The sequence below is a fragment of the Arthrobacter bambusae genome (assembly GCF_030812595.1).
In the GTDB taxonomy this organism is placed as follows: domain Bacteria; phylum Actinomycetota; class Actinomycetes; order Actinomycetales; family Micrococcaceae; genus Arthrobacter; species Arthrobacter bambusae_B.
In genome coordinates this window covers 318,391-342,079 of the sequence record NZ_JAUSSZ010000001.1, presented here as the reverse complement: position 1 = coordinate 342,079, position 23,689 = coordinate 318,391, and the positions used below count along the sequence as shown (strand labels likewise).

Sequence of the window (23,689 nt, the reverse complement as noted above, 5' to 3'; positions counted from 1 at the left end):
GGCTAGGCGAAGCTCCGGATCTGGATGCCGGCGTCCACGAGTGCGGCGCGGACGGCTGCGGCCATGGCCACAGCCCCGGGGGTGTCGCCGTGAAGGCAGATGCTTTCAGCATTGACGGGGACCAAGGAGCCGTCGATGGCTCGGACCACACCGTCGGTGGCGAGGCGCAGGACGTGCTCGACGACGTCCGCAACCTCGTGCAGCACGGCGCCGGGTTCGCGCCGGGAGACCAGGGTGCCGTCCGGATTGTAGGCGCGGTCAGCGAACGCCTCGGTCACGGTACGGAGCCCGGCGGCTTCGGCCTGGTGCTGGATCTCGGAGTTCGGGAGCACCATGAGGGGCAGCGTGGGGTCCACGGCGAGGATGGCAGCAACCACGGCGCCGGCCTGCTGCGGATGGTTCACGATGGTGTTGTACAGGGCCCCGTGCGGCTTGACGTAGCGGACGGCGGTTCCGGCAGCGAGGGCCATCGCCTGGACCGCGCCGATCTGGTAAACGACATCTGCGGTCAGCTCGGCCGGGGTCATGTCCACGAAACGGCGGCCGAATCCGGCCAGGTCACGGTAGCCGGGGTGCGCGCCGACGGTGACGCCGGCCTTCACGGCAGCCTGGCACGTGGCCATGATGCCGACAGGATCCCCCGCGTGGAACCCGCAGGCGACGTTGGCGCTGGACACGCTTTCAAAAATGGCGGCGTCGTCGCCGAAGGACCAGTTCCCAAAGGACTCGCCGACGTCGCTGTTCAGATCGATGCTGGGCATTGTGATCTCCGTCTCGGTTTGGTGTCCTTCAAGGATGCACTAAAACCCGAGATTGTTCAACAATCTTCCGGCGGATTAAGCCGCCGTCATCGAAATGCCCTGGGCACGCGGTTCCCGATGGGAAGCTAGCGCGCCAGCCGGGTTTCCTCCTCGACGCGACCCAACTTGTCCGGGTTCCGCATCGCGAAGATCCGGGCAATCCGGCCGTCCTCGACCACCACGCTGATGAGCGACGGGCCGCCTGCTTCGTCGTCGATCCGGATGCCGAGGCCGCCGTTGAGCCAAAGCAGGGCGACTTTCGGATTGACCGCCCATTGCGGGAACGGGCGCAGCAGATTGATCACCTTCTTCACGCCGTACACAGGCACCCGCGAGGCCTGCGCGATTCCGCCGCCGTCGGCGACGAGGACAACGTCCGGGGCCAGGACATCCATCAGGCCCTGCACGTCGCCGGTGGTGACTGCGGCGAGGAAACGTTCGACGACGGCCTGCTGCTCGCTGCGGTCCACCTGCATCCGGGGGCGGCGTGCCGCCACATGCGAACGCGCACGGCTGCTGATCTGACGGACGGCCGCCGTCGACTTGTCCACCGCTTCCGCGATCTCCTCGTAGGGTGCGTCGAAGACCTCTCGCAGGACGAAAACCGCCCGCTCCACCGGGGTCAGCGATTCGAGGACCGCGAGCATGGCGATCGAGACGTTCTCGGCCAGTTCAATGTCTTCGGCGACGTCCGGCGCGGTGAGCAGCGGCTCGGGCAGCCATTCGCCCACGTACTCTTCCCGCCGTCGACTCAAGGTCCGCAGCCGGTTCAGCGCCTGGCGGCTGACGATGCGGACGAAGTAGGCCCGCGGGTCACGAACCTCCGCACGGACCCCGGCATCGAGGCCGGCCCACCGAATCCAGGCCTCCTGCACCACGTCCTCCGCGTCGGCAGCGGAGCCGAGCATCTCATAGGCAACGGTGAACAGGAGGCTGCGGTGCGTGGTGAAAAGCTCCAGGCTGTCTGTGGTGCCGGAAGTGCCGCTGCTGCGCATACCCGCCACGCTACCGCGCGCCCGCCCGGGAGCGCGAGGGACCCGGCGCTGCGAGGGGCTTCAGGCCGCACGAATCAGAAAAGCCCTCGGACTCGATGCCGAGCGCCACGTTGCCGCGGGTGGTGAGGTTGGCGTAGCCGATCACGCTCGTGAGCTCCACTAGCGCCGCCGCGCCGAGCTGCTCCAGCAATCGGGCGGCGAGCTCGTCGCTGACGGTAACCGGCGTGGTGCTCATGGCCTCGGCGTACTCCAACACGTCGCGTTCCAGCGGCGTGAAGACGCTGGAATCGCGCCAGCACGGGATCTGCTGCGCCTTGTCCAAATCGAGGCCCTTGTTGTGCGCCATGAAGTAGTTGAAGTCCAGGCACCACGTGCAGCCGATCAGCGACGCCACCGCCATGTGGGCATAGGATTTCAGCGATTCGTCGCAGCTGTTCCACTTCTGCAGCTTCTGCCCCATGCCCATGGACGCCTTGAGCACGGCCGGGTTGTGCCACATGACGCCCAGCGATTCCGGCACCTTGCCGAACATTTTAGCGCTGAACTTCTTGATGAGGGTGCCGTAAAGTCCGGTGATCTCTGCGGCTGGGATCCGGGTGGTCATGATTCCTCCTGGGGTCGGTTTCCTTGCCTTACGCCATGAAGACACCGGCCGGACGGAATGTGTGACAGCCCCGGCTGTTAATTTCTCAGCTCACGGAGAGGATTGGGATGGAAGAATGACCCAAGCTCCGGAATTCCAGGCCGAAACGCTTGTCCCGGCAAACTCGGCGCGGGACAACGGGGCGAACGCCTGGGGTTCAGGATGCGGGCCCGGTTCCGTCCTGGCCCTCCATGCGCCGGCGCTGCTCCTCGAGTTCCTTCTCGCCTTCTTCCTCTGCCGAGTAGAGCTTGGAATTCGTGATCTGCAGTTCTCTCATGACGGCATCGATTTTCAGGTGCATGGCCGCGGAGTCGCGGTTCTGGGTGTTCTGGATGATGAACACCATCAAGAACGTCACGATGGTCGTGCCGGTATTGATCACGAGCTGCCAAGTGTCGGAGAAGCCCAGGAACGGGCCCGTACCGGCCCACAGGACGAGGACGGCGACAGCCCCCGCGAACACCCAGGCGTGGCCGAGTACCTTGGCCGTCCTGGAGGTGAACCGCGTGAAGAAGTCCTGGTGCTCTTCCCTTTTCCCCTTGTCCATGCCCCCATAGTGCCCGAACGCCGAAGCCCGGTGGCGACGACACGCTGGCCGGACATCACCGGCGCGGGCCTGCGGTGGGTAGGGTCAGCCTGGGAGACTGCCAGACTGTAAGTCCAACACTCGATTGAACAAGGTGGACCAAGTGCCGGCTGAATCCCGACAGACGAGTGGGCCGCTTTCGAAGCCCCGGACGGGTTTCGCGCGCCAAGTCACGGCACTCCTGGGATTTCTCGTTGTCTCCTTCACGGTGTCTTGGCTGGGGTCGATGGTCATCCTTGGCAATGCCTCCGGCTGGTACGCAACGGCCAGCAAAGCGCCGTGGACGCCGCCGGGCTGGGTTTTCGGTTTGGTTTGGACGGTGTTGTACACGGCGATGGCCGTGGCTTCGTGGCTGGTCTGGCGCCAACGGTCGGCCAAAACCCGCGGAGCCATGACGGCGTACGGTGTCCAAATGCTGCTCAACCTGGCGTGGGCACCCACCTTTTTCGGCATGTACCCGACATGGGGCGACGCCGCACTATGGCTTGCCCTTCTCCTCATCGCCGCTCTGGCTCTGGCCGTGGCAGCCACAACCGTCCTGTTCGGCCTTATAAACAGGACGGCGGGACTGCTCATGCTGCCCTACATTTCCTGGATCGTGTTCTCAGCGAGCCTGAACCTCTATGCCGCGGCCAACAACTAACAAGGCCCTGCCAGCCAGCGGGCTCCGCCGCGCGTCAGTGGTAGGAAGCGTTCCATCTCCAATCCGTCGATAGAAACTACCCCCGCGTTGAGTTACCCCCACGCATCGCATCAGCCATGGACCCGACCCACTCCCCAGCGTTTGGGCGGCGGGTAGACGAACCGCGCGATCGTCGTCGTCACCCAGCCGATGCAAAAGCCGGCGAAGACCAAGAGGTGCTTGGGTGCTCCGGTGCAGTGCCGCTCACGAAGACGGTCCGGAGGGGCGAAAATTATGACAGTGACCTTCTATTGAAAGTGACACTTATTTACCATAGACTTTCATTAACGCAGGAAATGCACCCCAGATGGCAAATGGGAGGCGGAAGCCATGAAGATGGAAACTTTCGACAACCGGCGCTGGTGGGCGCTGGGGGCCATCATGCTCGCCGTCCTCGCGGTTGGGCTCGACATCACGGTGCTTAGTGTCGCGTTGCCCACGCTAGCGACGGGGCTGCACGCAGCGGAGTCAGAGTTGCAGTGGTTCTCGGCAGGCTATGCGTTGGCACTTGCGGCGGCGATGCTGCCGGCAGGGGTTCTCGGCGATCGTTTCGGCCGGAAGAAAGTCATGATGACCTCGCTGGTGATGTTCGGCCTAGGATCCGCGGCGTGTTCGTACGCAGCAAACCCCGGGATGTTCATCATCGCTAGAATCATCCTCGGCGCTGCGGGTGCCGGCCTGACTGTGACCGCCCTGAGTGTGATCACGGTCATCTTCTCCGAGGAGGAACGGCCCCGCGCCGTTGGCCTGTGGGCGGCCGCGAACTTCCTCGCCATGCCGATCGGACCGATCCTGGGAGGGTGGCTCCTCAGCCATTTTTGGTGGGGCTGGGTCTTCTTGATGAACGTGCCCGTCGTGATCATTGGAATCATTGCCGTCCTCGTGGCAGTGCCGGAATCGCGCGACCCCGCCAAGCCGGGACTTGACCCGCTGGGGATGTTTTTGGTCAGTGGCGGCACCGCGATCGTCGTGTATGGACTCATCGAGGCTGGAGTAAAAGGTTGGAACGACCCGGGGTCGCTCGGCTCGCTCGCCGGGGGCGTAGCTGCTCTGGTCATGTTCTGTTTGTGGGAGCGCTTTCTCGGCGGGCGACCACATGGCCAGCCGCTCGTTGACCTGAGCCTCTTCCGCTCCGCCGCGTTTGCCTGGGGCTCGATTCTTGCAGCAGTCGGACTGCTGGCCATGGTCGGCGTGATGTTCACCGTGCCCCAATATTTCCAGGCGATCCTGGGATTTGACGCCCAAGGCTCTGGCTTCAGTCTTCTTCCCCTCATCGGCGGATTGATGCTCGGCGCGATCCCGGCGAATCGCGTGGTCGCGGCCATCGGGCCCAAGCTCACTACAGCCTGCGGGTTTGCACTGATGGCCGCTGGACTGGCGGTTGGATCTACAACCACCGCATCGTCCCCCGGCATTTTCACGCTGGCCTGGCTGACCGTGTTCGGCCTTGGTATCGGGCTCGCCTTGACCACGGCGGCATCGACCGCTTTGGTTGTGCTTCCGGCCGAGCGTGCCGGCATCGGGTCGGCGATCATGTCGGCCATGCAGAAGCTCGGCGCACCGCTTGGTGCCGCGATTCTAGGCAGCCTTCTCAGCAGCGCCTACATCGCCAATCTGGCGCTGACCGGCGTTCCGGAAGCGGCCGCCGTCGTCGTGCGCTCCAGCGTGTTCGGTGGCCTCGCCGTCGCCCGGGAACTTGGGTCGGCCTCAATCGCGCGGGAGGTGGAGATCGCATTCATGCGAGGCATGGACATAGCATTGCTGGTGAGCGCGGGCCTCGCCGTGGCCGGGCTGATTCTTGCGCTGCTCTTCATTCCAGCGAGGATGCCGCGGACAAACGAGCACGACCAAGACACAACCACGCTGCGAGAGGGGAACGACGTTGGCGCTGGAGGATAAGCCGGAGATCGGATTGCGCGAACGCAAGAAGACCCGAACCCGTCAGGCGATTCAGCGAGCAGCCCTGGAACTATTCCGCCGGAATGGCTACACCGGCACGACCGTCGAGCAGATCTCAGCGGCCGTGGATATTTCGCCGAGCACGTTCTTCCGTTACTTCCCCACGAAGGAAGACGTCGTGCTTCGCGACGAATACGACCCCTTCTTGACCAGGGCGCTGATGGATCAGCCGCCTGAATACGGACCCATCGAAGCTATCCGCCGCGCCATGGGCGAAACCTTCGGAGCACTGCCCGCTTCAGAAATAGAAGATCTCGAACAACGGGTCCGGCTGATCTTCCAGGTTCCGGAACTGCGCTCAGTCGCATCGGACCAGTTCTTTGTGCTCTCAAGCACCGACGCAGATGAACTCCTTGCAGCGCGTCTGGGACTGGCCGTTGATGACGTCAAAGTCCGCACGTTGGCTGGGTGCCTCCTCGGCGTCGCACTCTCGGCGATGTACCGCTGGGCGGACAACCCTCATGAGCGCATGCTTACGGTACTCGACGAAGCACTCCTGCAGTTGCAGTCCCTCCTCAAACCGTGAGCACCAAGCCACCCCAGGAATAGCCGCGCCAAACGAAGCTGCGCCGGCTCAGGCTTCGTCCGTGATTTCAGCGCGGTGGTGGCGGGGTGTTCCGTCGAGGGAGTGTTCGGCCTGGAAGATGGCATCCGTGACGAGTTGGCGGACGTGTTCGTTCGCCAGGCGGTAATACACGCGGGTACCGGCCTGCCTTGTGGTGACAACGCGGCCGAGGCGCAACTTGGCCAGATGCTGCGATACCGATGCCTGGGATTTGTGGACCCGTTCCGCCAATTGGGTAACGGGCAACTCACCGTCGCGCAGCGCGAGAATGATTCGCACACGGGTGGCATCGGCAAGCATCACAAAGACCTCTACGGCTAGCTCGACGTACTGGCTGTCGGGCTCGCAGCCGGACAGGGCGTTATCTGCATCCATGCTTATATTGTTTCATACGGATAAAATGAGGTATATATAGATAGCAAGGTGCCGTTCGTTAGCTGAGGCTCCTTCGCGGATACATGCCAGCGACCCCCAACGTCGAGAGACGCCCCGGGTCAGGACAGGCTCCCCCGGATTAAGGGGTTGCCCCGATTGGCTCCCGGAACGCCGGGTTCACGCCGCGAAGTGCCAAAGGTCTTACGAGGAGGGGCAACCGCCGGGTGGGATGCCCGGCCTCCTCCCTGGCTGTGCAGAGTGCCGATTGGAGGTGGTCACCGTATGAGTGGTGATCATAGTCGATCCAGCGGTGCCGCCTCGGCGCGGCGCTGAATCCAGCTTCTGGCGCAGCTTGAGCCTGCGCTTGTTCCCCCACTAGTCGCCCGCGACTCCACCCGGATGCCATGCCGGCAGTGCGTTCCGCATGCCACGGTTGGATGTCTTCATGTCCCGGGAAGGACAACCCATGCCCACAAACATCCCCACGGATCCACAGCCCACCATGCCCGCGGCACAGAAAGCACCGGCATCCCTTGATAGTGCGCACATCGGCGACATCAAGGGTGCCTTCGGCACCATCAAGGTCGACCAGGAAGGTTCCGGCAACGGGTGGAAGGCCAAGCTGAAGACTCTCTTGGCCGTCGTCGGGCCTGGGCTGATCGTGATGGTCGGAGACAACGACGCCGGAGCATTCGGCACCTATACTCAGGCCGGCCAGAACTACGGCACGTCCCTGTTGTGGACCCTGCTGCTGCTGGTTCCTGTGCTCTACGTCAACCAGGAAATGGTGCTCAGGCTCGGTATCGTCACTGGTGTCGGGCACGCACGCCTCATTCTTGAACGGTTCGGTAAGTTCTGGGGCGCGTTCAGCGTGATCGACCTGTTCATCCTGAACGCCCTGACGATCGTGACGGAATTTATCGGTATCAGCCTCGGCCTGGACTACCTGGGCATCCCGAAGGAGATCGGAGTCCTCGTGGCGGCAGCCATCATCATCGGGGCAGCCTCCACAGGGTCATTCAAGCGCTTCGAACGCGTCTGCATGATCCTCGTGGCAGGGTCCCTGTTGCTGGTTCCGATCGTTGTGATGGTGCACCCGGGCCTGGGCCAGATGGCCCACGACTTCGTGGTTCCCGGCGTCCCTGCTGGTTCGGATCTGTCAACAGTGACGCTGCTCATCATCGGAATCGTCGGCACCACCATTGCGCCTTGGCAGTTGTTCTTCCAGCAGTCCTACCTGATTGACAAGCGCATCACTCCGCGCTTCATCAACTACGAAAAGGCCGATCTTTGGATCGGGATCGCCATCGTTGTTGTCGGTGCGGCGGCAATCATGGGGTTCACGGCCGCGACGTTCGCCGGCCAGCCTGAATTCGGAAACTTCACCGACGCCGGAGGAGTCGCCGTCGGGCTCGAAAGGTACGTGGGAAAGGCCGCCGGTGTGCTCTTCGCCATCGCGCTGATTGACGCTTCGATCATCGGTGCCGCAGCCGTTGGCCTGTCCACCTCGTACGCGCTCGGTGACGTCCTTGGCCTGAAACACTCCCTGCATCGCAAGTTTTCCGACGCCAAAGGCTTCTACGCCGTCTTCGCGGGAATACTGCTGATCTCGGCAATCATCGTCCTGATCCCCGGAGCGCCCCTGGGCTTGCTCACGGTCGGAGTCCAAGTGCTCGCCGGTGTCCTGCTGCCCTCCGCCACCGTGTTCCTACTGTTGCTGTGCAACGACAAGCAAGTGCTCGGACCGTGGGTCAACGGCAAATTCCTGAACGTTTTCACCGCGTTCATCATTGGCATCCTCGTGATCCTGTCCCTGGTGCTGACGTCCAGCGTCCTGTTCCCGGACATGACGGGGGAAACCATTGTCGCGATCATCTTCATCGGGGCAGGTGCGTGCCTGCTCGGCTGCATCGGATATGTAATCTACCGGGCATTCCGCCCCGGCCCCGCCGCGGTTGCCGTCAGCCACGCCGGCCGCCGCGAATGGAGAATGCCTCCCCTGACGCTGCTTGAGGCACCGAAGCTCTCCACCGCCCGAAGGGCCGGGCTTACTGTCCTGCGCGCCTACCTCCTGATCGCGATGATCCTGGTCATTGTCCGTGTGGTTCAGCTGGCTATTGGCGGCTGAACGCGCAGAGCGTAGATTCCACAACAGGCCCGTCAAGCCCCCAACACCTGAAAGGCTCCCCCGATGAGCACCCAAGATTCATCCAGCGCACCGCGCTTCATGCTTTCAACGCTTCTGCGCCAGCCCGTCCTCGACTCCAAAGGGAACCAGATCGGCGTCCTCGCCGACGTGATCGTCCGTCTCCGCGACGGGGCCTACCCCACACTCAGCGGCCTCGTCGTCAATGTGGGCAACACCCGGATCTTCACGACGGCCGAGGACGTCGCGGGCATCGAGGCAGACCGCGTCCTGCTGCGCACCGCCAAGCTGGACCTGCGCCCGTTCAGCCGGCGTGAAGGCGAAGTGCTGCTCAAGGAAGACGTCCTGGGCCACCGCCTCATCGACACCGAACGCACCATCATGGTCAAGGCCTACGACATCGAACTCGGCCACAACGGAGCCGTGTGGGAGGCCACTGGACTCGACGTGCACAAGCCCCGCTGGTTCCGGACCGAGCGCCGCCACAAACCCCACGCCACCCGCGACTGGAACCAGTTCCTGCCCCTCATCGGGCACCAAGATTCCAGCACCGTGCGCTCAGGATCGGCACGATTCCGCAAAATGAAGCCGGCCCAGATCGCCGACCTCATCGAGAATTCCTCAGACAAGGAACAGCACGAACTCCTGGCACAGGTACACAACGATCCCGAGCTTGAGGCGGATGTCTTTGAAGAGCTCGACGACGACCGCCAGTCGCGCATTTTGAAGGACCGCAGCGACCATGACGTCGCGGAGGTGTTGGCCCACATGCGTGCCGACGACGCCGCCGACGCCGTCATGGAGCTGCCCCAGGAACGCCGCACAGCGATCCTTTCCCTCCTCCCGGCACCCCAGCACGCCAAGGTCATGGCCCTCCTTGGCTACCACGACGCAACCGCCGGAGGGCTCATGGGAACCGACTTCACGGCACTCCCCTCAACCGCCACGGTCGCAGAGGCGATCAACAGCATCCGAAATGCCACCACCCAACAACCTGAAGCCCTGACAACCATCTATTCCCTCCACCCTGACGGAACACTTGCAGGGGTCATCGGCCTCGTCCATGCCCTGCAGTCAGACCAGGACAAGAAGCTCAGCGACGTGGCGGATCCGGAGCCCGTCAGCGCACAGCCCGGCGACGACATCATCGACGTCACCACCACCATGGCAGACTTCAACCTGCTCACCCTTCCCGTGCTGGATGCCGAACGCCGGATTCTAGGTGTCATCACCGTTGACGACGCGCTCGAAGCGGCAATCCCGAGCGACTGGGCCCGCCGCGAACACCGCCACGGCAGCAACCATGCCGGTTCCCAGACGCAAAGCGGCCGCTGATTCCCGTATCTCCGCCGACTTCACCCGACTGTGGGTCTCCCTCGCAGGTCCGCCGGCAGGTAGCCTGCTGGCCGTCGGAATCGCCCACATCCTGCGCGGGCCCGGTGGCCAGGCCCACGAGACCACGGCCGCCCAGGGCCGCCTGCACCGCTAGGCATCCCGACGGCGCACCGGCCCCTCCCGGGGGCCCTGACTGCTTCGCCCGGATCCTCGCCGATCCATCGCGACACCCCGCCGTCCTTCCGGCCGGGCTCTGGGCAACACGCGGGCGCTACGGGGAAGGGGTCTTCACCGCGGAGCTGGGATGATCAGTCCATGAGTACACCTGACAGAGCCGAAAGAGCGGAACTGAACTTCGACACCCGGGCACACCATTCACGTTTGCGGGTTCTTGTAATGATCATCCTGGGCCTTGCCGCTGCGCTGGCTACCGGAACGGTGACGCGATGGGCCTACGCCCCGGCCGTGGGATGGGCGGTTGCGTCCCTGACCTACCTCATCTGGGTCTGGGCCGTCATCAGACGTCAGGACGCGGAAACCACGGCAGCCCACGCACGGCGCGAAGATCCGGGCCGTGCAGCCTCAGACGTCCTGGTCTTGGCTGCTACCGTTGCCAGTTTCGCCGGGGTTGCCCTGATCTTGCTCGAAGCCTCCAACGCCCAGGGCGGGACGAAGGCGGCCATCGTCGCGATGGCGCTCGGCAGTGTGGCCTTGTCTTGGTTCCTCGTCCACACCCTCTTTACCCTGCGCTACGCCTCCATCTACTATCGGGACAAAACCGGCGTCGACTTCAACGAGGACAAACCCCCGCGCTACCTTGACTTCGCCTACCTCTCCTTCACCGTCGGAATGACTTTCCAAGTCTCGGACACCGACCTGAAAACAGAGGCCATCCGCACCACTGTGCTCCGCCAGGCACTGCTGTCCTATCTGCTCGGAGCCATCGTCCTGGCAACGACCATCAACCTGGTCTCAGGCCTCATCCACTGATTGACAATCCGTTCCCGCCGCGAAGTTGCCCCCACAGCCATGGCGGTTCATCGCTTGGCTACGGCTTCCGGATTCGTTCGACCAATGCGGTGGTGGAGTGTTCCGGGACGTAGTCGAGGATCGAAACAACTCCACCGTAGCTCTCCACCACCGGGGTTTCCTCAAGCATGTCCGGCGCGTAGTCGCCGCCTTTGGCGTAGATGTCCGGTCGGATTCTCTGCAGGAGCGGAACGGGATTCGGGGTGTCAAAGACGGTCACGTAGTCGACACAACTCAGCGCGGCAACCACAGCGACGCGATCCTCGATCGCGTTGATTGGCCGGTCCGGGCCTTTCAGGCTTCGTGCCGAGGCGTCACTGTTCAGCGCAACGATCAGGACGTCGCCCAGTTGCTTCGCTTGGTTCAGGCATCGTGTATGGCCGCTGTGGAGGACATCGAAGCACCCGTTGGTCAAGACAATCCGCTTGCCTTCACTCCGATGGGCCTGGATGTGCCGTTCCAGTTCATCCACGGTCAAAGCGGCGCCCGTGAAGCTCTCCAGGTACCGGCTGAGTTCGGCTGTACCGCAGACCGATGTGCCGAAATCGTGGACGACCACGTCGGCCGCAGCCTGCGCCAGATCCAGGCTGGTTGTCAGCGGAACATCAGCGGAACGGGCGAGGGCGAGCGCCGCAACGAAGGTGTCCCCGGCTCCCGACGTCCGCTTCTCTGCCGCCGGTCGAGCCCATGTGCGGTGTATGGCGCCATCGGGGGGAATCAGCACAGTCCCGTCACGGTCGAGGGTAACGACGACGGCGCGTGCTCCCGTTTCCTGCAACAGGAGCGGCCCGTGGTCGAGGACCGTGGCTACGCGGTCCTCGCCTTGACCGAGATCGGCGCCGAGGAGGCGGGCGACCTCTTTGGCATTGGGGGTGACGAGGTCGGGTTTCAACCCGGACCACTTCCGGGGCTCGTGGGCATCGACGATGACCAACAACGAAGACGAACGCGAAGAGAGGACACGAAGTAGCTCATCCCTGACAGCGCCCGTCAGCAAGCCGTTGCCATAATCGCACACGATGAGCGCAGCCTGGCCATCCAGGAGGCTTGGAATCGAAGCAGCGAGTTCTTCCAGCACGGAAGCCGGCACGTTTCGGACTGCCTCGTCGACGCGCAGCAGGACCTGTCCCCCGCTGGTGATGCGCATCTTCGTGGTTGTGGCCAGGGACGGGCACGCCAACAAGTTGCCAACATCCACACCGGCCGTTTGCAGTTTCTGCCGCAACGTTTCGCCTGCCTCGTCGGATCCCGTAACGCCGGCAAGGCGCACATGCGCACCCAGCGCGGCAAGGTTCATTGCAGTGTTGGCTGCGCCTCCCGGAGCAAAATCGCGACGAAGGACGTCCACTACCGGCGCCGGCGCCTCCCTGGCGACTCGCTCGACAGACCCGGTCCACCAGCCATCAAGGATGACATCGCCGACCACGGTGACGCGCTGTTCCGACGCCGCCAATTCAGCAGGCAATTGGGCGGTGATTGCCTGCCGCTGCGATAAATCGTTCACCGGAGAGTCCTCTCAACCGTGCCTACGGACTCTGTACCCCGGAATATCGGTTTTAGACGGCTGGAGTGAAAGACAAGCCAGGTTTTTGTCGCAATACTGCTGCAGTGAATCCGTGGCGCGGACCTGACAGTATTTGGAGGACCGGGCGATTCGGAGGACGGGCGATTTTGGAGGGAATCGGGTGGAGTATTTCGACACAGGAACTGGCCAGGCGCCCATCGTTGGCCGAGGGGTGGGACCCATCCTCGAGAAATTCGGGGATGTCTCAAGGATCGCCGTGCTAAGGGGCGGTGGCATAGGAGACCTGCTCTTCGCATTCCCCGCCGTAGAGTCGCTGAAGCAGGCCTACGCCGGAGCCTCGGTAACGCTCCTCGGTACCCCGATACAAGCGGCCCTGCTCTCCCAGACCCACGGACCGTTTGATGAGGCGACCATCGTGCCGGTCTCCGAGGGTGTCCGTCCGGGGCGGCCGGGAGAAGGCTCCGACGATGACGAGCTTTCGGCGTTTTTCGCTGACATGGCATCGCGGAAGTTCGACCTCGGCCTGCAACTCCATGGCGGGGGCAGGTACTCGAACGGCTTCCTGCAACGAACCGGGGCACGCCACACCGTCGGGTCGCGAACCCCGGATGCACCGCCCCTCGAACGAAATCTTCCATATCTGTATTACCAGCACGAGCCGCTCCGAAGCCTTGAGGTCGCAGGGCTGGCCGGGGCTCCCCCGGCGGTACTCGAGCCACGCCTCACGGCGCTGGACCACCACATAGCGGACGTCCGCGAGCGCCTGGCTTCCATCGACGGTGGAGTGGGCAGCCATAAGGTGGTCGCCATTCATGCCGGTGCAACAGATCCGCGGCGTCGTTGGGCCCACACCGGGTTCGCGGAAGTAGCGAGGCGGGCAGCGAAAGATCGTTGCCTTGTGGTCTTGATAGGGGACGAGGCAGACCGCCCATTGGCAGCAGAAGTCCTCCACGCGGCCAGGGCACCCCACATCATTTCGTGGGCTGGAGAGCTCACCCTCGGTGAATTGTGCGCGCTGCTGGCCATGAGCGACGTGCTCATCGCCAACGATAGTGGTCCCCGGCATTTGGCCCAGGCCCTCGGGACTCCGACCGTTGGTATCTATTGGATGGGCAACGTGATTTCCGCCGGGCCGCTCGGCCGGGCGTTCCACAGGATCCATATGTCCTGGGTGACGCGCTGTCCGGCGTGCGGCGTGGACGTCACCCAGGTCGGATGGACGGCGCCGCGGTGCGAACACAACGATTCGCTCATCCTGGGTATTTCCGCGGAGGACGTCTATGAGGATGCCGCGGCCCTTATGGCCATGAACCTTCGCTCTCGTGGCAAATGAGCAGCTCCCGTATCTCACAGCCCGTAGGTTGCGAAAGGGCGAAGAGCACTGCGCCGGCCACGACGGCAGGATCATTGAGCTTTGAATCGTCCTGCGGCTTGTATTGCTCGTCCCTGTCATCAAAGAAGTGCGTCTTCATTCCACCGGGTATGAGCGTGGTCACTCCGACTTCACCGCTCGTTTCGGCGGCCAAGGCTTGGCTGAATCCGACAACACCGAACTTTGACGCGCAGTATGCGGTCGCATCCGAGACGGCGCGTTTGCCGAGCGTCGACGCAACGGTGACCACCCGCCCATGTGCCTCCTTCAGGTGCGGCAGAGCGGCCCGGACGGCCGAAACTGTTCCGAGCAGGTTGACGCCGATAACGCGCTCCCACTCCTCGGCGTCGACGTCTTCCAGCCGACCGCAACGGTCGATTCCGGCGGCGGTAACAATCGCGTCGAGGCCGTCCAATTCCCGGGCAGCGTCGTTGACGGCCCGGACGACGGCGGCCCTGTCGGTCACGTCGACTTCATACGATTTCGCCGCGGTCACCGTGGAGGTGTCCCGGTCGAGGACGACAGGGACGCCCCCGGCCTTGAGGACGGCGTCGACCACTGCTGCGCCGAGGCCTGAAGCGCCGCCCGTCACGAGGACTCGTCCTGGTTTGCTCATCACTTGGTTCATTGTGTTCCAATCGCTAGGTGATTGCCTGATTCCGATACACGTCAAAGGGGATTAGCCGACACGGTCGAGGGCGGCGGCAAAGTGGCTGGACGACCTGGCGGGATAGTAGGGAACAGTGGTGCAGCTTCCGCCCCAGCTTTCCACCAACTCACGTTCGGGCAATTGGGCGGCATCGTAGTCGCCGCCTTTCACCCACAAGTCCGGACGGAGCATGTCCAGGCACGCTGCGGGCGTATCCTCGTCGAACACGAGGACGGCATCCACGCATTCCATTGCGAGCAAGAGTTCTTTTCGGTCTTCCTGCATCATGATCGGCCGTTGTTCGCCTTTGATCCGACGGACGGAGTCGTCGGAGTTCAGGCACACGATCAGGCAGTCGCCCAGGGAGCGCGCGGCGGTCAGCGACCTCACGTGCCCGGCGTGGAGGAGCTCGAAGCAGCCTCCGGTCGCAACGACCGTTCCTCCGCGCGAACGTATGCGCCGCGCCAAAGCCAGCGCGTCAGCTTCTGTGGGGAAAGTGGACGGGAAAGATCGGGCAAGTGCGCCTACTCCCCCGGCGCGAAGGTACTCTGCTGCATCATTTACAGCGACGACCACGGCTTCCTCAGTCCCGAGTCCTTCAGCCAAGCGCGCTACAAGGCTCGCCGCGAGTTTGTCCCCGGCACCGCAGGTATCTCCGGGGATCGCTGACGGTACTGGAATGCTTAGCGGAGACCGGGACCGCCGATCCATGAAAAGGGCTCCCTGCGAACCCAAGGTCACCACCACGGCTTGGCTGGACCAGTGATCAAGCAGAGCGCTTGCAAGGGCGGCCGGCCTGTTTCCCGGCAGCCCGGTCGCGGCCGCGAAGCTACTTGCCATGAGTGTCGCCTCAGCCAGGTTGGGGGTCACCACCGAGACGCCACTCACGGGCGGTGCCCCGGCAGGGTGGGGGTCCCATACGATATGGGCCGTATCGGCCATGCTCTCAAGCAGACTTCGGAGCCGGTGGTTGGCAGCGAGTCCCCGGCCGTAATCGGCCACGACGACGGCGTCCGCCTCCGCGACCTCACGCAGCATCGCGTCGCTGACTTCGGGCATGGGCGGTTTACGCCAGCCGTGGTCGAAGCGGACGATCGATTGCCCGTTGGCCCGTACCCGGGTCTTGACGGGCGTTTGCGCCTTGGAGGGGCCCGCGACCATCCTGATGCCACCCAGTGTTTCGTGCAGCCGGCGTGCTGGTTCATCGTCGGCGAGGACTGTCACGAGAGTCGTTCGATGGTCTTCATTCGCGAGCATGCGGGCGACAAGTCCGGCTCCGCCGGCCCTGGCTTCCTCCTTGGATACGTCCACGACCGGCACAGGCGCGTCCGGAGAAAGCCGCGAGGCCTCACCGATGACATCGACGTCGAGCAGGACGTCCCCAACGACGACGATCCTCATGGCCGGATTCCTTCAGTCCTTGGTTCGCGGCTAGTTCGCGCGATGACGGAGTCAAACGCGCGGCATACCGCGTGCAGGGCGATCAAATGGCCCTCTTGGGAGTTCGCCGCAAGGGCATCTATCGCCACGGCTTCGTCACAGCTTTCAGCCAAGGGGTTCGGCCCCGGACCGGTGAGGGCCCAGCTTGCGATTCCGGAGACTTTTGCGGCCTCCGCCGCCCGGAGGAGGTTGGGGCTCCTGCCGCTCGTTGACAGGAGGAGGAGGACATCGCCTGCGCGGCCATGCGCCCGGACCTGGCGGGCGAAGACTTCCTCATACCCGTAGTCGTTCGCGATAGCGGTCACGGCCGACGTTTCCGCGTGCAGCGCGATCGCTGAGAATGGCCGGCGTTCGCCATCGAAACGCCCCACAAGCTCCGCGGTCAGATGCTGGGCTTCCGCGGCCGAGCCGCCGTTTCCCGCTACCATGAGCCGTTGCCCGGAAAGGAGGCGGAGGGCGAGTTCGCAGCCCCATTGCGTGAGGTGTTCGGCTTGTTTCCGCAGTGACGCCAAGGCGGGAATCACATTGTCGAGATGGCTGAGGACTGCGGTCAAGGGGTCGGCCTCGAGAAGGACCGGGCCCTGCCCTTCCGCGCGGTCCGTAGACAGGGAGCCAAGCCCGGTCCGGCGCACGTCCGGCACGGCCAAGCTGTTCATGGCGCGCTCGATACTCACGATGCCGCTCCTTGCATGACTGCAGCCTCCGCCGCACCAAGCGTCTTCCGAATCGCCAGGAGATAGGCTTTTTCGCTCTCCGCGGCAACAAGTTCCCAGGAGAACCGCGACTGGGCACGCTTGCGGCCAGCCTTCCCGAGCTTCCGGGCAAATGCTGGATTGGTGAGCAAAGAGTGGATGGCCGACGCGATCGCCTGCGGGTCCTTGGGGGGAACGTGTAACCCTGTCTCGCCATGCACCACAGAGTCCTGCAGCCCGCCCACCGCGGCAGCCACTACGGGTATGCCGCAGGCCATTGCTTCGAGGGGCACGATTCCGAACGGTTCGTACCACGGCGTGCATGCCACGACGTCGGCGCTCCTGAACAGTGCGGGCATGGCGTCGCGCGACATTTGCCCTCGGAACGTGACCTGATCCCGCACGCCATACCTTTCGGCGGCATCCTGCAAGCGACGGGCTTCCGGGTCCATGGCGGAGTCCTCGCCCTCGGCGCCGCCTCCGGCAATGACAAGTTCGACGTCGCCGATCCCCGAATCCCGAAGGATCGACAACGACTGGATCACCAGGTCTACGCCCTTCCTCGGCACCAGGCGGCCTACCGAGAGGATCCGATGGCTTCGATTTCGCGCCTCCACCTCCCCCTCCGGGGTGAACCTGGCGAGATCCACCCCGCACGGAGCGACGGAGACCTTCAGGGGGTCGATGCCCATCGCTTTCAGTTCCAGGACCTCATCTGGGCAGGTGGCCAGAATCCGGTCCACCGAGCGCCCCACCAACGGTTCCAGGTGACGGCGTTCCACCGGGCTGGTATCGCTTGAACCTTGGTACCGCCGCTTCACGGTCCCCAAGGCGTGGAAGGTCTGGACTACCGGGAGCGGGGTACCCCTCGTGCCGTCCGCTCCCTGGAAGGCGAATTCTCGGTGGACCGCCTTGAGGGCGGCAAGTCCGGACATCCAAAAATGCGCGTGCACAATATCCGGCACTCCGGCTGCCCAGTCCCGCACCATCCCCTCGGCGAGTTCTCCCATATAGGGAAGGAGCTCGTCCTTGGGGACGTGGCATGGCGGGCCGGCGTCAACGTGCACCACCTCGAAGCCACGCATCACCTTGACGCGCGCGGCAAGCTTCGTCGAATCGCGGCGCGTGTACACGGTAACCCGGTGACCGCGGCGCGCCAGGGCGGCAGACAGTGCGGCGACGTGGACGTTCTGGCCGCCGGCGTCCACCCCGCCCAAAGCAGCCAAGGGACTGGCGTGTTCTGAAACCATGGCGATTTTCAACGCGTGTTCCTTTCTCGGTCCGAGACCAGGACTCGTTGTTCGTGTCGCAGTGATTCGACGGATTGTGTTGCTACCGCGGTGAGGGCCGCGTCCCAGTCGGCCAGGAACCTGGCCAAGCCGTAGCGTTTCAGTACCGCCTCCCGGGCGGCGAGACCCCGCCGTCGTGCTTCCTCCGGTTCGTCCACGAGCATCCGGGCGCACCGGCGTAACTCATCCACATCAGTGGAAATGGCCCCGGCTTCGGGCGGAACGGCCCGGCCGGCTTCCGTCGTGGCCAGGGCCAGCACCGGCATCCCGAGATGCATCGCTTCCAGGAGTGACAAACCCAGGGAGGTCCACCGCATCGGATGCAGGTAAGCCCGGCATCGCGCGAGCTCGGCGTGGAGCCCGGCCGTAGGCAAATCGCCCCGTACGGTCAGTCGCGAAGGGCCGATACCGGTAGCCTCGGGCAATTCTGCGGCGCGCATGCCAAAGACCCGGAGGGGGGCAACCGACGCGAAGCGGGGAAGGAGGTCGGTCCCTGTGACGCGGCCCCGCCTGACGGGTTCGTTGACCACCACGCCCAGCTCGGCCTGGTCTCCGGAGTAGAGGTAGCCGGGGTCCGGGATTCCGTGCTCGATCACCAACGTCCTCGCCAATCCGTTGTCCCAGAAGAGCTCGTTGAAATGCGTCACGTGGGCAATGGGAATGTCGCGCTGCTCCGCCAAGGGATGCCGGGCGAAGGGTACGTTCCCCTTTGGCGTGTTGTGCTCGACATAGATTGCCGGCAGTTCGGGACCCGGACGAACGCCCAGGACACGCGACACCTCTGCTATCTCCTCAGGGCGCTGGAGGACGACGGCGTCAATGCTATCCGCCTCCAGGCTCGCCAACGATACCTCCCGGACGGAGTCCGGCCACGGCCGGTCCGCCCGGCCCAAACCCCAGGCCCCTCCTTCCGGGAGGACCGGCAGGAGGTACTCATGGCGGCCCCGGACGAATGCGTCGGTCCACGAACCGTGTACATGCCACAGCAAAAGCCTCATCGCAGGTCCCTCCAGTCCCCGAGCGGCGGATCCACCGGAGGCGGTGTTCGCAGACGGGACGAAATCGAGGCCACGCCGTGGATCAGCCGCTCGGCCGCTTCAACCACCTGCTCGGGGCTGACGGAGGCAAGGCAGGGATGTCCGGGAATTGGACATTCGCGGGCCCGGCTCAATTTGCACGGTGCCTCCTGATCCCCGAGCAGCTCGAGCGGCACTTTGTAAGGCGCCCACTTGATCGCCGGTACCACCGGGGAAAACAGCGAAACCACGGGCGTTCCGACTGCGGCGGCCAAGTGGGCGGGTCCGGTATTGCCGGTTATGAGGACGCTCGCACCCGCGATGACCCCCGCCAGGGTCTTGAAATCCGTCCGGCCGCCGAGATCGAGTGCCGACGGGCCGGCAACTGTGGCGGTTAAGTCTGTTTCGCCGGGGCCGCCGGTCACGACGACCCGACGTCCGGCGCCTTGAAGAAGCTCAACGGCGGCAACATGGTGAAGGACCGGCCAGGACCGGGCCGGGACGGCGGCACCGGGATGGACCACGATGTAGGGTCCGTCCCCCACAAGGGCCCGTGCATCGGCGACACCTGAGACTTGCAGCCTTCCATCATCTCCGGCCGGCAAATGGAAGCCAGCGGCGCCCGCAATCCCAAGGGCACGCCGCGCTTCGGGTTGTTCCTCAGGAAAGTCCTCCCCGGGAATGAGCCTGACGTCGAGAAGGGATCCCGCGTAGTCCGTGGACGCACCCGTGATCCGTCGCACTCCCGCACGCCGGAGCAAAAGGGCGAGGGGCAGGGGCGACTGATGGAAGGACGTCAGTATGACTGCTTCACCGATCCTGGAGTCGCGGACATAGTTCACGAGTTGGTCCAGATGCGCAATAGTCGCTTCAACGGGAGGGTTCACGATCCAAGGGGCGGACCAGCTGAAGACTTCCGTGACGCCCGGCAGCATGGCGGCCGCCGCCTGCCCCTCAGGACCGCAAAGGAACAACAGTCGATCGGGCGTGCGGGCATCATGGCCTCTGGCAACTGCGCGCACGGCGGGCCCGGCCAAGAGGACGTCTCCGGCGCCGTCGAGGCGAGCCACGAGAACCGGGCTCACGCTGCTTGCCCCAATACCAACGTGACGGCCTGCAGGAGGTCTTTGGCCACCAAGGGCGCGGCTTCAATTTCTTCGATCCTTGTCGCGGGCGTCGGTACCAGCACGCTCCTGGCCCCCGCCGACTGTGCAGCTTCGATATCGCTGCCGATATCGCCGATGTATGCGACCTCGGCCGTGACGATTCCCAGCCTCCGGCAGGCACTTATGATCATGCCCGGGGCAGGTTTCCGGCATTCGCAACCGTCCTCCGGAGCATGCGGGCAGACCTCCCACACGTCGAACTCTCCTAGGAGTGCCTCGACCCGGCCGTTGATGCGGTCAACGTCATCTTTGCCGAAGATTCCGCGAGCTACCCCTGATTGATTGGTCACGACCCCAGTCGAGAGGCCCCGGTGACGAACGAGTCGGAGAGCGCTGACCGCGCCCTTCATCGCGCGGACCTTCGCGGGATCGGAGTTGTACGGTACGTCCTCTATCAGCGTGCCATCCCTGTCGAATAGGATGGCCCGGACCGGAGTAGTGGCCTCGGCTTCCATACCTTCCTAATTCCCACAAACGCTGGAACTAAACCCGCTTCCGCAATTTCTTTTCGGCCAGCCACCGGAAAGGTGAAAGATGGCGACGCACGCTCAGGAGGCTCCACTGACAGCACCCCAGGCCACACGCGACCGTCCCCGGCTCCTGGCCCTGCGCGCACTTGGCCTGGGGGATCTGCTCGTCGGGGTTCCCGCCTTCCACGCCCTCCGGCGGGCGTTCCCAGGACATCGCCTGACACTTGCCGCGCCGGAATGGCTCTCGGACATAGTTGCCCTGTTACCAGGCTGGGAACTCCTACCCACGGCAGGCTTGGAAACCGCAATTGCGCTAGAACCTGGAACAGTCGACGTCGCGGTCAACCTGCACGGCAAGGGTCCCGAGAGCCAGGCCCTGATTAGCGAACTCCGGGCGAATCGGACGATCGGGCACCGCTCCCCCGCTGACAAAGGGTCCGGTTCGGACGGTCCCGTGTGGGTGGAGGAAATGAACGAAAGGGAGCGATGGTGCCGTCTGCTTCGCTGGCACGGGATTCCGGCCGATGCCTCAGAGTGCAGCCTCGAACGGCCCTCATTCGGCGCCGTCGGCGCGAACATGGGCGCCAGCGTTGTCCATGTCGGAGCCGCCAGCGGTAGCAGGCTCTGGCCCGTGGAACGCTTCGCGGCGGTTGCCGGTGAATTATCGGCCAGAGGCCATCGGGTGGTGATTACCGGCGGAGAGTCGGATCGTGGGCGGGCATTGACCACAGCCGCATTAGCCGGCCTTGCTGACGAGGCGGTCAAAGCGGGGTCTCTCTCCCTGGGCCAATTCGCAGCGTACGTCGCAGACAGTCGGCTCGTGGTCACCGCTGATACGGGAGCGGCCCATTTGGCGTCCACTTATGGCCGGCCGTCGGTAGTTCTGTTCGGTCCTGCGTCCGAGGACAGGTGGGGACCGCCTCCCGGCCCGCACCGCGTGCTAACGAGGGCGGACCTTCGCCGGGGCATCCTCTTTGCACCCGACCCGGACCCCGCGCTCCTGGCGGTACAGGTGCAAGATGTCCTTGGCGCGCTTGGCGACCTTGGGGTGCTTTGAGCTGCGCTTCGCTGAGTTCGGATTCCGCTAAAGGTTCATCCGACAGGATCCGCTGAAGTTGCATCAGGATCCTGGCGAGCCGGCGGGAAACCTGCATTTGGGATAGACCGAGCCTTCGTCCCAACTCCGATTGGGTTTCCTCCAAATAGAAGCGCCTGTATAGCAAATCCCTGTCCGCCGGGTCCAGGGACTCAAGAGCCTCGCGCAGGCAGAGCATGTCTTCCAGCTGTTCAATGCCGCCGTCGTGGGAAGCCGCGACCATGCCTTCCGGCGAAGAACAAGGACCCGTGGCGTCGAGGGTTTCCAATTGCATGCTTTGGCCGGCGGTCCTGGCCTCGCGGACGACCGTTAAGGAAACTCCCATCGCGTGTGCCACCTCGGCGTCGGTCGGGACGCGCTGAAGTCGTTGAGTCAACTCGTCCTGGACCTTATTCAGGACCGTCCGTGCGTCCTGGATATTCCGGGGAGGCCGGATCATCCAGCAGTGATCCCGCAAATAGCGCTTCAGCTCGCCCCGGATGGTAGGGATAACGTAAGCCATGAAGGTGGACCCCCTGCCAGGATCGAACGTCTTGGCCGCCTTCACGAGCCCCAGGTACGCGACCTGCCTGAGGTCGGCACGTTCCCGCGCGCCGCCGGCGAAACGGGCCGCGAGCACCTCCGCGAGATACAGATGCTGTAGGACCAAGCGATTCTCGAAGACACCGCGCATCTCAAAGACACCGCGCAAACGACTACTACCGTGGACGTCACCCGGGATCTCGACGCTATCGGCTGGGTTTTCGAAAATTGGCAACGAGGGCGGATTTTCCATGCAACACCGCTCCACATAGAGGCCACGAGCCTGCTGCAAGACTTTAGAGCAGGGAATCATAAGCATGCTTATTAAACAAGCCTTGCCTGTCGGACAAGCACTCTCGTCATGAAAACAAGCGGGACGCGCTACCGGGATTTGGGTGCGAGGAGAATCCGTGCGCCGGGAACACCGCTGATGGTAATTACGGCTCCGTCGTTCTCCTGAACCTCGACTTCAACAATCCGTCCCCGCCGCACAGCGGAGCGGACCTGGAAGTCAAGTCCGCTGATTTCGACCATGTCCCCCACTTTGATGTCCCTGAACTTCTTCCGGTCTTTGAGGGATCCCATGAGTTACTCCTCCGGTCCAACCCGCCCGGGCGTGCTGGAAGGGTCCTCCCCAGCCTCAGAGGGGTCCGCCCGCAACTGCGCGGGATCCGGTTCCGGCAACCCGGCAGGACCTGGCACATCCCGCGGTTCCCGGACCTCGCGGGTACCAGTCCCGTCGTCGTTCTCTTCCGAAGCGGATTCCCGGACCCGAGCATCATCGCTGCCGCTCCGCCTGGTTCCGCCGGCCACGCCAGGGGATTTGGCCGCTGCCTCGGGCGCCGCATCATGCGCGGCGTTTGAGCCTTCACTGATCGAGGAGTAGCTCTGCACGTCGTCATCCCGCGTGCCGGGCTCGGGGACATTCCCGTCGTCCGTCGGTTGGGAAACCCCGGCCAGGTCCTCCATCGCGTTTTCTGCCGCCTTGCGGATGTTGTCTCCTACGGCCATTACCCTCACTCCTCCTACCCTGCTCCGTGAGGATGAGCGCGCCACGCGTCCCCACCCCCGCTTCTTCATCCCTGCGGTTCGCCCCTCATGCGGGGAAGTGATCCCACGCCCGGCAGGCTTCGAACAATTCCCGGACAAGACAATTCCTGGACTAGGCTCCTCGGGACGTCGGCAGCCTTGGCCGGGCGCTGGGTCACCCGTAAAATACTAAGCACACTTAGTAGTCTGCATGCTTAGTACTTTAGGAGTCGCGCTGATCGTTGGCAAGGGTTCCCTTGGCTATGGTCTTTCCCCGAGGGGGCCGGTAACGTATGGCGCACCCGCCG

24 protein-coding genes, 1 pseudogene and 1 riboswitch are annotated in these 23,689 nt (G+C 64.1%); of the genes and pseudogenes, 9 read left to right on the top strand and 16 right to left on the bottom strand.

All coding sequences use genetic code 11. From position 1 onward, the window contains the following. Positions 1-2: 2 nt before the first annotated feature. From J2S96_RS01640 to J2S96_RS01625, 4 genes are all read right to left on the bottom strand, one after another. Positions 3-761: a LamB/YcsF family protein gene (locus J2S96_RS01640; RefSeq protein ID WP_306859232.1), complete on the bottom strand. Its 759-nt coding sequence runs from the start codon at positions 759-761 to the stop codon at positions 3-5. A gap of 125 nt (positions 762-886) precedes the next feature. Next, a complete protein-coding gene (locus J2S96_RS01635) occupies positions 887-1,795 on the bottom strand; it encodes an RNA polymerase sigma-70 factor (protein WP_306859230.1) in 909 nt (302 codons plus the stop codon). A 10-nt stretch (positions 1,796-1,805) separates the two neighbouring features. Continuing rightward, positions 1,806-2,399 carry a carboxymuconolactone decarboxylase family protein gene (locus J2S96_RS01630; protein WP_306859228.1) on the bottom strand — a complete coding sequence of 198 codons (594 nt, stop codon included), beginning with the start codon at positions 2,397-2,399 and terminating at the stop codon, positions 1,806-1,808. Positions 2,400-2,595: 196 nt separating this feature from the next. Beyond that, positions 2,596-2,985: a low affinity iron permease family protein gene (locus J2S96_RS01625; protein ID WP_306859227.1), complete on the bottom strand. Its 390-nt coding sequence runs from the start codon at positions 2,983-2,985 to the stop codon at positions 2,596-2,598. A gap of 142 nt (positions 2,986-3,127) precedes the next feature. On the opposite strand from J2S96_RS01625, the gene J2S96_RS01620 reads away from it, so the two are divergent. The 3 genes from J2S96_RS01620 to J2S96_RS01610 all read left to right on the top strand — a co-directional run bounded on the left by J2S96_RS01620 (position 3,128) and on the right by J2S96_RS01610 (position 6,191). Then, positions 3,128-3,667 (top strand): TspO/MBR family protein, encoded by a 540-nt coding sequence (locus J2S96_RS01620; protein ID WP_306859225.1) that lies wholly within the window; start codon positions 3,128-3,130, stop codon positions 3,665-3,667. A gap of 369 nt (positions 3,668-4,036) precedes the next feature. Further along, a complete protein-coding gene (locus J2S96_RS01615) occupies positions 4,037-5,605 on the top strand; it encodes an MFS transporter (protein ID WP_306859223.1) in 1,569 nt (522 codons plus the stop codon). Continuing rightward, a complete protein-coding gene (locus J2S96_RS01610; protein ID WP_306859221.1) occupies positions 5,589-6,191 on the top strand; it encodes an acyl-CoA-like ligand-binding transcription factor in 603 nt (200 codons plus the stop codon). The genes J2S96_RS01615 and J2S96_RS01610 overlap by 17 nt, the downstream gene beginning before the upstream one ends. A 48-nt stretch (positions 6,192-6,239) precedes the next feature. On the opposite strand, the gene J2S96_RS01605 is transcribed toward J2S96_RS01610, so the two are convergent. Continuing rightward, on the bottom strand, positions 6,240-6,605 hold the full coding sequence (locus J2S96_RS01605) for an ArsR/SmtB family transcription factor (RefSeq protein WP_306859218.1): 366 nt from the start codon (positions 6,603-6,605) through the stop codon (positions 6,240-6,242). Between the two features lie 47 nt (positions 6,606-6,652). Further along, positions 6,653-6,823, top strand: a riboswitch (M-box (ykoK) riboswitch). Positions 6,824-7,071: 248 nt separating this feature from the next. On the opposite strand from J2S96_RS01605, the gene J2S96_RS01600 reads away from it, so the two are divergent. From J2S96_RS01600 to J2S96_RS01585, 4 genes are all read left to right on the top strand, one after another. Beyond that, positions 7,072-8,733 (top strand): Nramp family divalent metal transporter, encoded by a 1,662-nt coding sequence (locus tag J2S96_RS01600; protein WP_306859216.1) that lies wholly within the window; start codon positions 7,072-7,074, stop codon positions 8,731-8,733. A gap of 63 nt (positions 8,734-8,796) precedes the next feature. Beyond that, positions 8,797-10,086, top strand: coding sequence for a magnesium transporter MgtE N-terminal domain-containing protein (locus J2S96_RS01595; protein WP_306859214.1), 1,290 nt, complete (start codon positions 8,797-8,799; stop codon positions 10,084-10,086). Continuing rightward, positions 10,055-10,240, top strand: a complete 186-nt coding sequence (locus J2S96_RS01590) for a hypothetical protein (protein WP_306859213.1) — start codon at positions 10,055-10,057, stop codon at positions 10,238-10,240. The genes J2S96_RS01595 and J2S96_RS01590 overlap by 32 nt, the downstream gene beginning before the upstream one ends. 161 nt (positions 10,241-10,401) lie before the next feature. Then, positions 10,402-11,076 (top strand): DUF1345 domain-containing protein, encoded by a 675-nt coding sequence (locus tag J2S96_RS01585; protein ID WP_306859211.1) that lies wholly within the window; start codon positions 10,402-10,404, stop codon positions 11,074-11,076. 58 nt (positions 11,077-11,134) lie between these two features. On the opposite strand, the gene rfaE2 is transcribed toward J2S96_RS01585, so the two are convergent. Further along, positions 11,135-12,619 carry a D-glycero-beta-D-manno-heptose 1-phosphate adenylyltransferase gene (gene rfaE2 / locus J2S96_RS01580; RefSeq protein WP_306859209.1) on the bottom strand — a complete coding sequence of 495 codons (1,485 nt, stop codon included), beginning with the start codon at positions 12,617-12,619 and terminating at the stop codon, positions 11,135-11,137. Positions 12,620-12,800: 181 nt separating this feature from the next. On the opposite strand from rfaE2, the gene J2S96_RS01575 reads away from it, so the two are divergent. Beyond that, positions 12,801-13,973 carry a glycosyltransferase family 9 protein gene (locus tag J2S96_RS01575; RefSeq protein ID WP_306859207.1) on the top strand — a complete coding sequence of 391 codons (1,173 nt, stop codon included), beginning with the start codon at positions 12,801-12,803 and terminating at the stop codon, positions 13,971-13,973. Here the strand turns inward: J2S96_RS01575 and J2S96_RS01570 are convergent. From J2S96_RS01570 to J2S96_RS01540, 7 genes are all read right to left on the bottom strand, one after another. Then, positions 13,939-14,628, bottom strand: coding sequence for an SDR family oxidoreductase (locus tag J2S96_RS01570; RefSeq protein WP_370872979.1), 690 nt, complete (start codon positions 14,626-14,628; stop codon positions 13,939-13,941). The two genes, J2S96_RS01575 and J2S96_RS01570, sit on opposite strands and share 35 nt — an antisense overlap. A gap of 63 nt (positions 14,629-14,691) precedes the next feature. After that, positions 14,692-16,062, bottom strand: a complete 1,371-nt coding sequence (locus J2S96_RS01565; RefSeq protein WP_306859203.1) for a PfkB family carbohydrate kinase — start codon at positions 16,060-16,062, stop codon at positions 14,692-14,694. Continuing rightward, positions 16,059-16,775, bottom strand: a complete 717-nt coding sequence (locus tag J2S96_RS01560) for a D-sedoheptulose-7-phosphate isomerase (protein WP_306859201.1) — start codon at positions 16,773-16,775, stop codon at positions 16,059-16,061. Before J2S96_RS01560 ends, J2S96_RS01565 begins: the two co-directional genes overlap by 4 nt. Beyond that, entirely contained in the window at positions 16,772-18,055 is a 1,284-nt protein-coding gene (locus tag J2S96_RS01555) for a glycosyltransferase (protein WP_306859199.1), read from the bottom strand. Before J2S96_RS01555 ends, J2S96_RS01560 begins: the two co-directional genes overlap by 4 nt. After that, a complete protein-coding gene (locus tag J2S96_RS01550; RefSeq protein ID WP_306859197.1) occupies positions 18,052-19,080 on the bottom strand; it encodes a glycosyltransferase in 1,029 nt (342 codons plus the stop codon). The genes J2S96_RS01555 and J2S96_RS01550 overlap by 4 nt, the downstream gene beginning before the upstream one ends. Next, positions 19,077-20,183, bottom strand: coding sequence for a glycosyltransferase family 9 protein (locus J2S96_RS01545; RefSeq protein ID WP_306859196.1), 1,107 nt, complete (start codon positions 20,181-20,183; stop codon positions 19,077-19,079). The genes J2S96_RS01550 and J2S96_RS01545 overlap by 4 nt, the downstream gene beginning before the upstream one ends. Next, positions 20,180-20,719 carry a D-glycero-alpha-D-manno-heptose-1,7-bisphosphate 7-phosphatase gene (locus J2S96_RS01540; RefSeq protein ID WP_306859195.1) on the bottom strand — a complete coding sequence of 180 codons (540 nt, stop codon included), beginning with the start codon at positions 20,717-20,719 and terminating at the stop codon, positions 20,180-20,182. The genes J2S96_RS01545 and J2S96_RS01540 overlap by 4 nt, the downstream gene beginning before the upstream one ends. Positions 20,720-20,798: 79 nt before the next feature. Between J2S96_RS01540 and J2S96_RS01535 the strand changes: the two genes are divergently transcribed. Next, on the top strand, positions 20,799-21,791 hold the full coding sequence (locus tag J2S96_RS01535) for a glycosyltransferase family 9 protein (protein WP_306859194.1): 993 nt from the start codon (positions 20,799-20,801) through the stop codon (positions 21,789-21,791). A gap of 106 nt (positions 21,792-21,897) precedes the next feature. On the opposite strand, the pseudogene J2S96_RS20135 reads toward J2S96_RS01535, so the two are convergent. The 3 genes and pseudogenes from J2S96_RS20135 to J2S96_RS01525 form a co-directional block, all read right to left on the bottom strand. Further along, positions 21,898-22,503 (bottom strand): annotated as a pseudogene (locus J2S96_RS20135) (sigma-70 family RNA polymerase sigma factor); the annotation flags it as partial. A gap of 230 nt (positions 22,504-22,733) precedes the next feature. After that, the gene (locus J2S96_RS01530) at positions 22,734-22,937 is read right to left on the bottom strand and encodes a hypothetical protein (RefSeq protein WP_306859193.1); all 204 of its coding nucleotides are present in this window, start codon (positions 22,935-22,937) and stop codon (positions 22,734-22,736) included. A 3-nt stretch (positions 22,938-22,940) separates the two neighbouring features. Continuing rightward, positions 22,941-23,363, bottom strand: coding sequence for a hypothetical protein (locus J2S96_RS01525; RefSeq protein ID WP_306859192.1), 423 nt, complete (start codon positions 23,361-23,363; stop codon positions 22,941-22,943). Between the last annotated feature and the right edge of the window lie 326 nt (positions 23,364-23,689).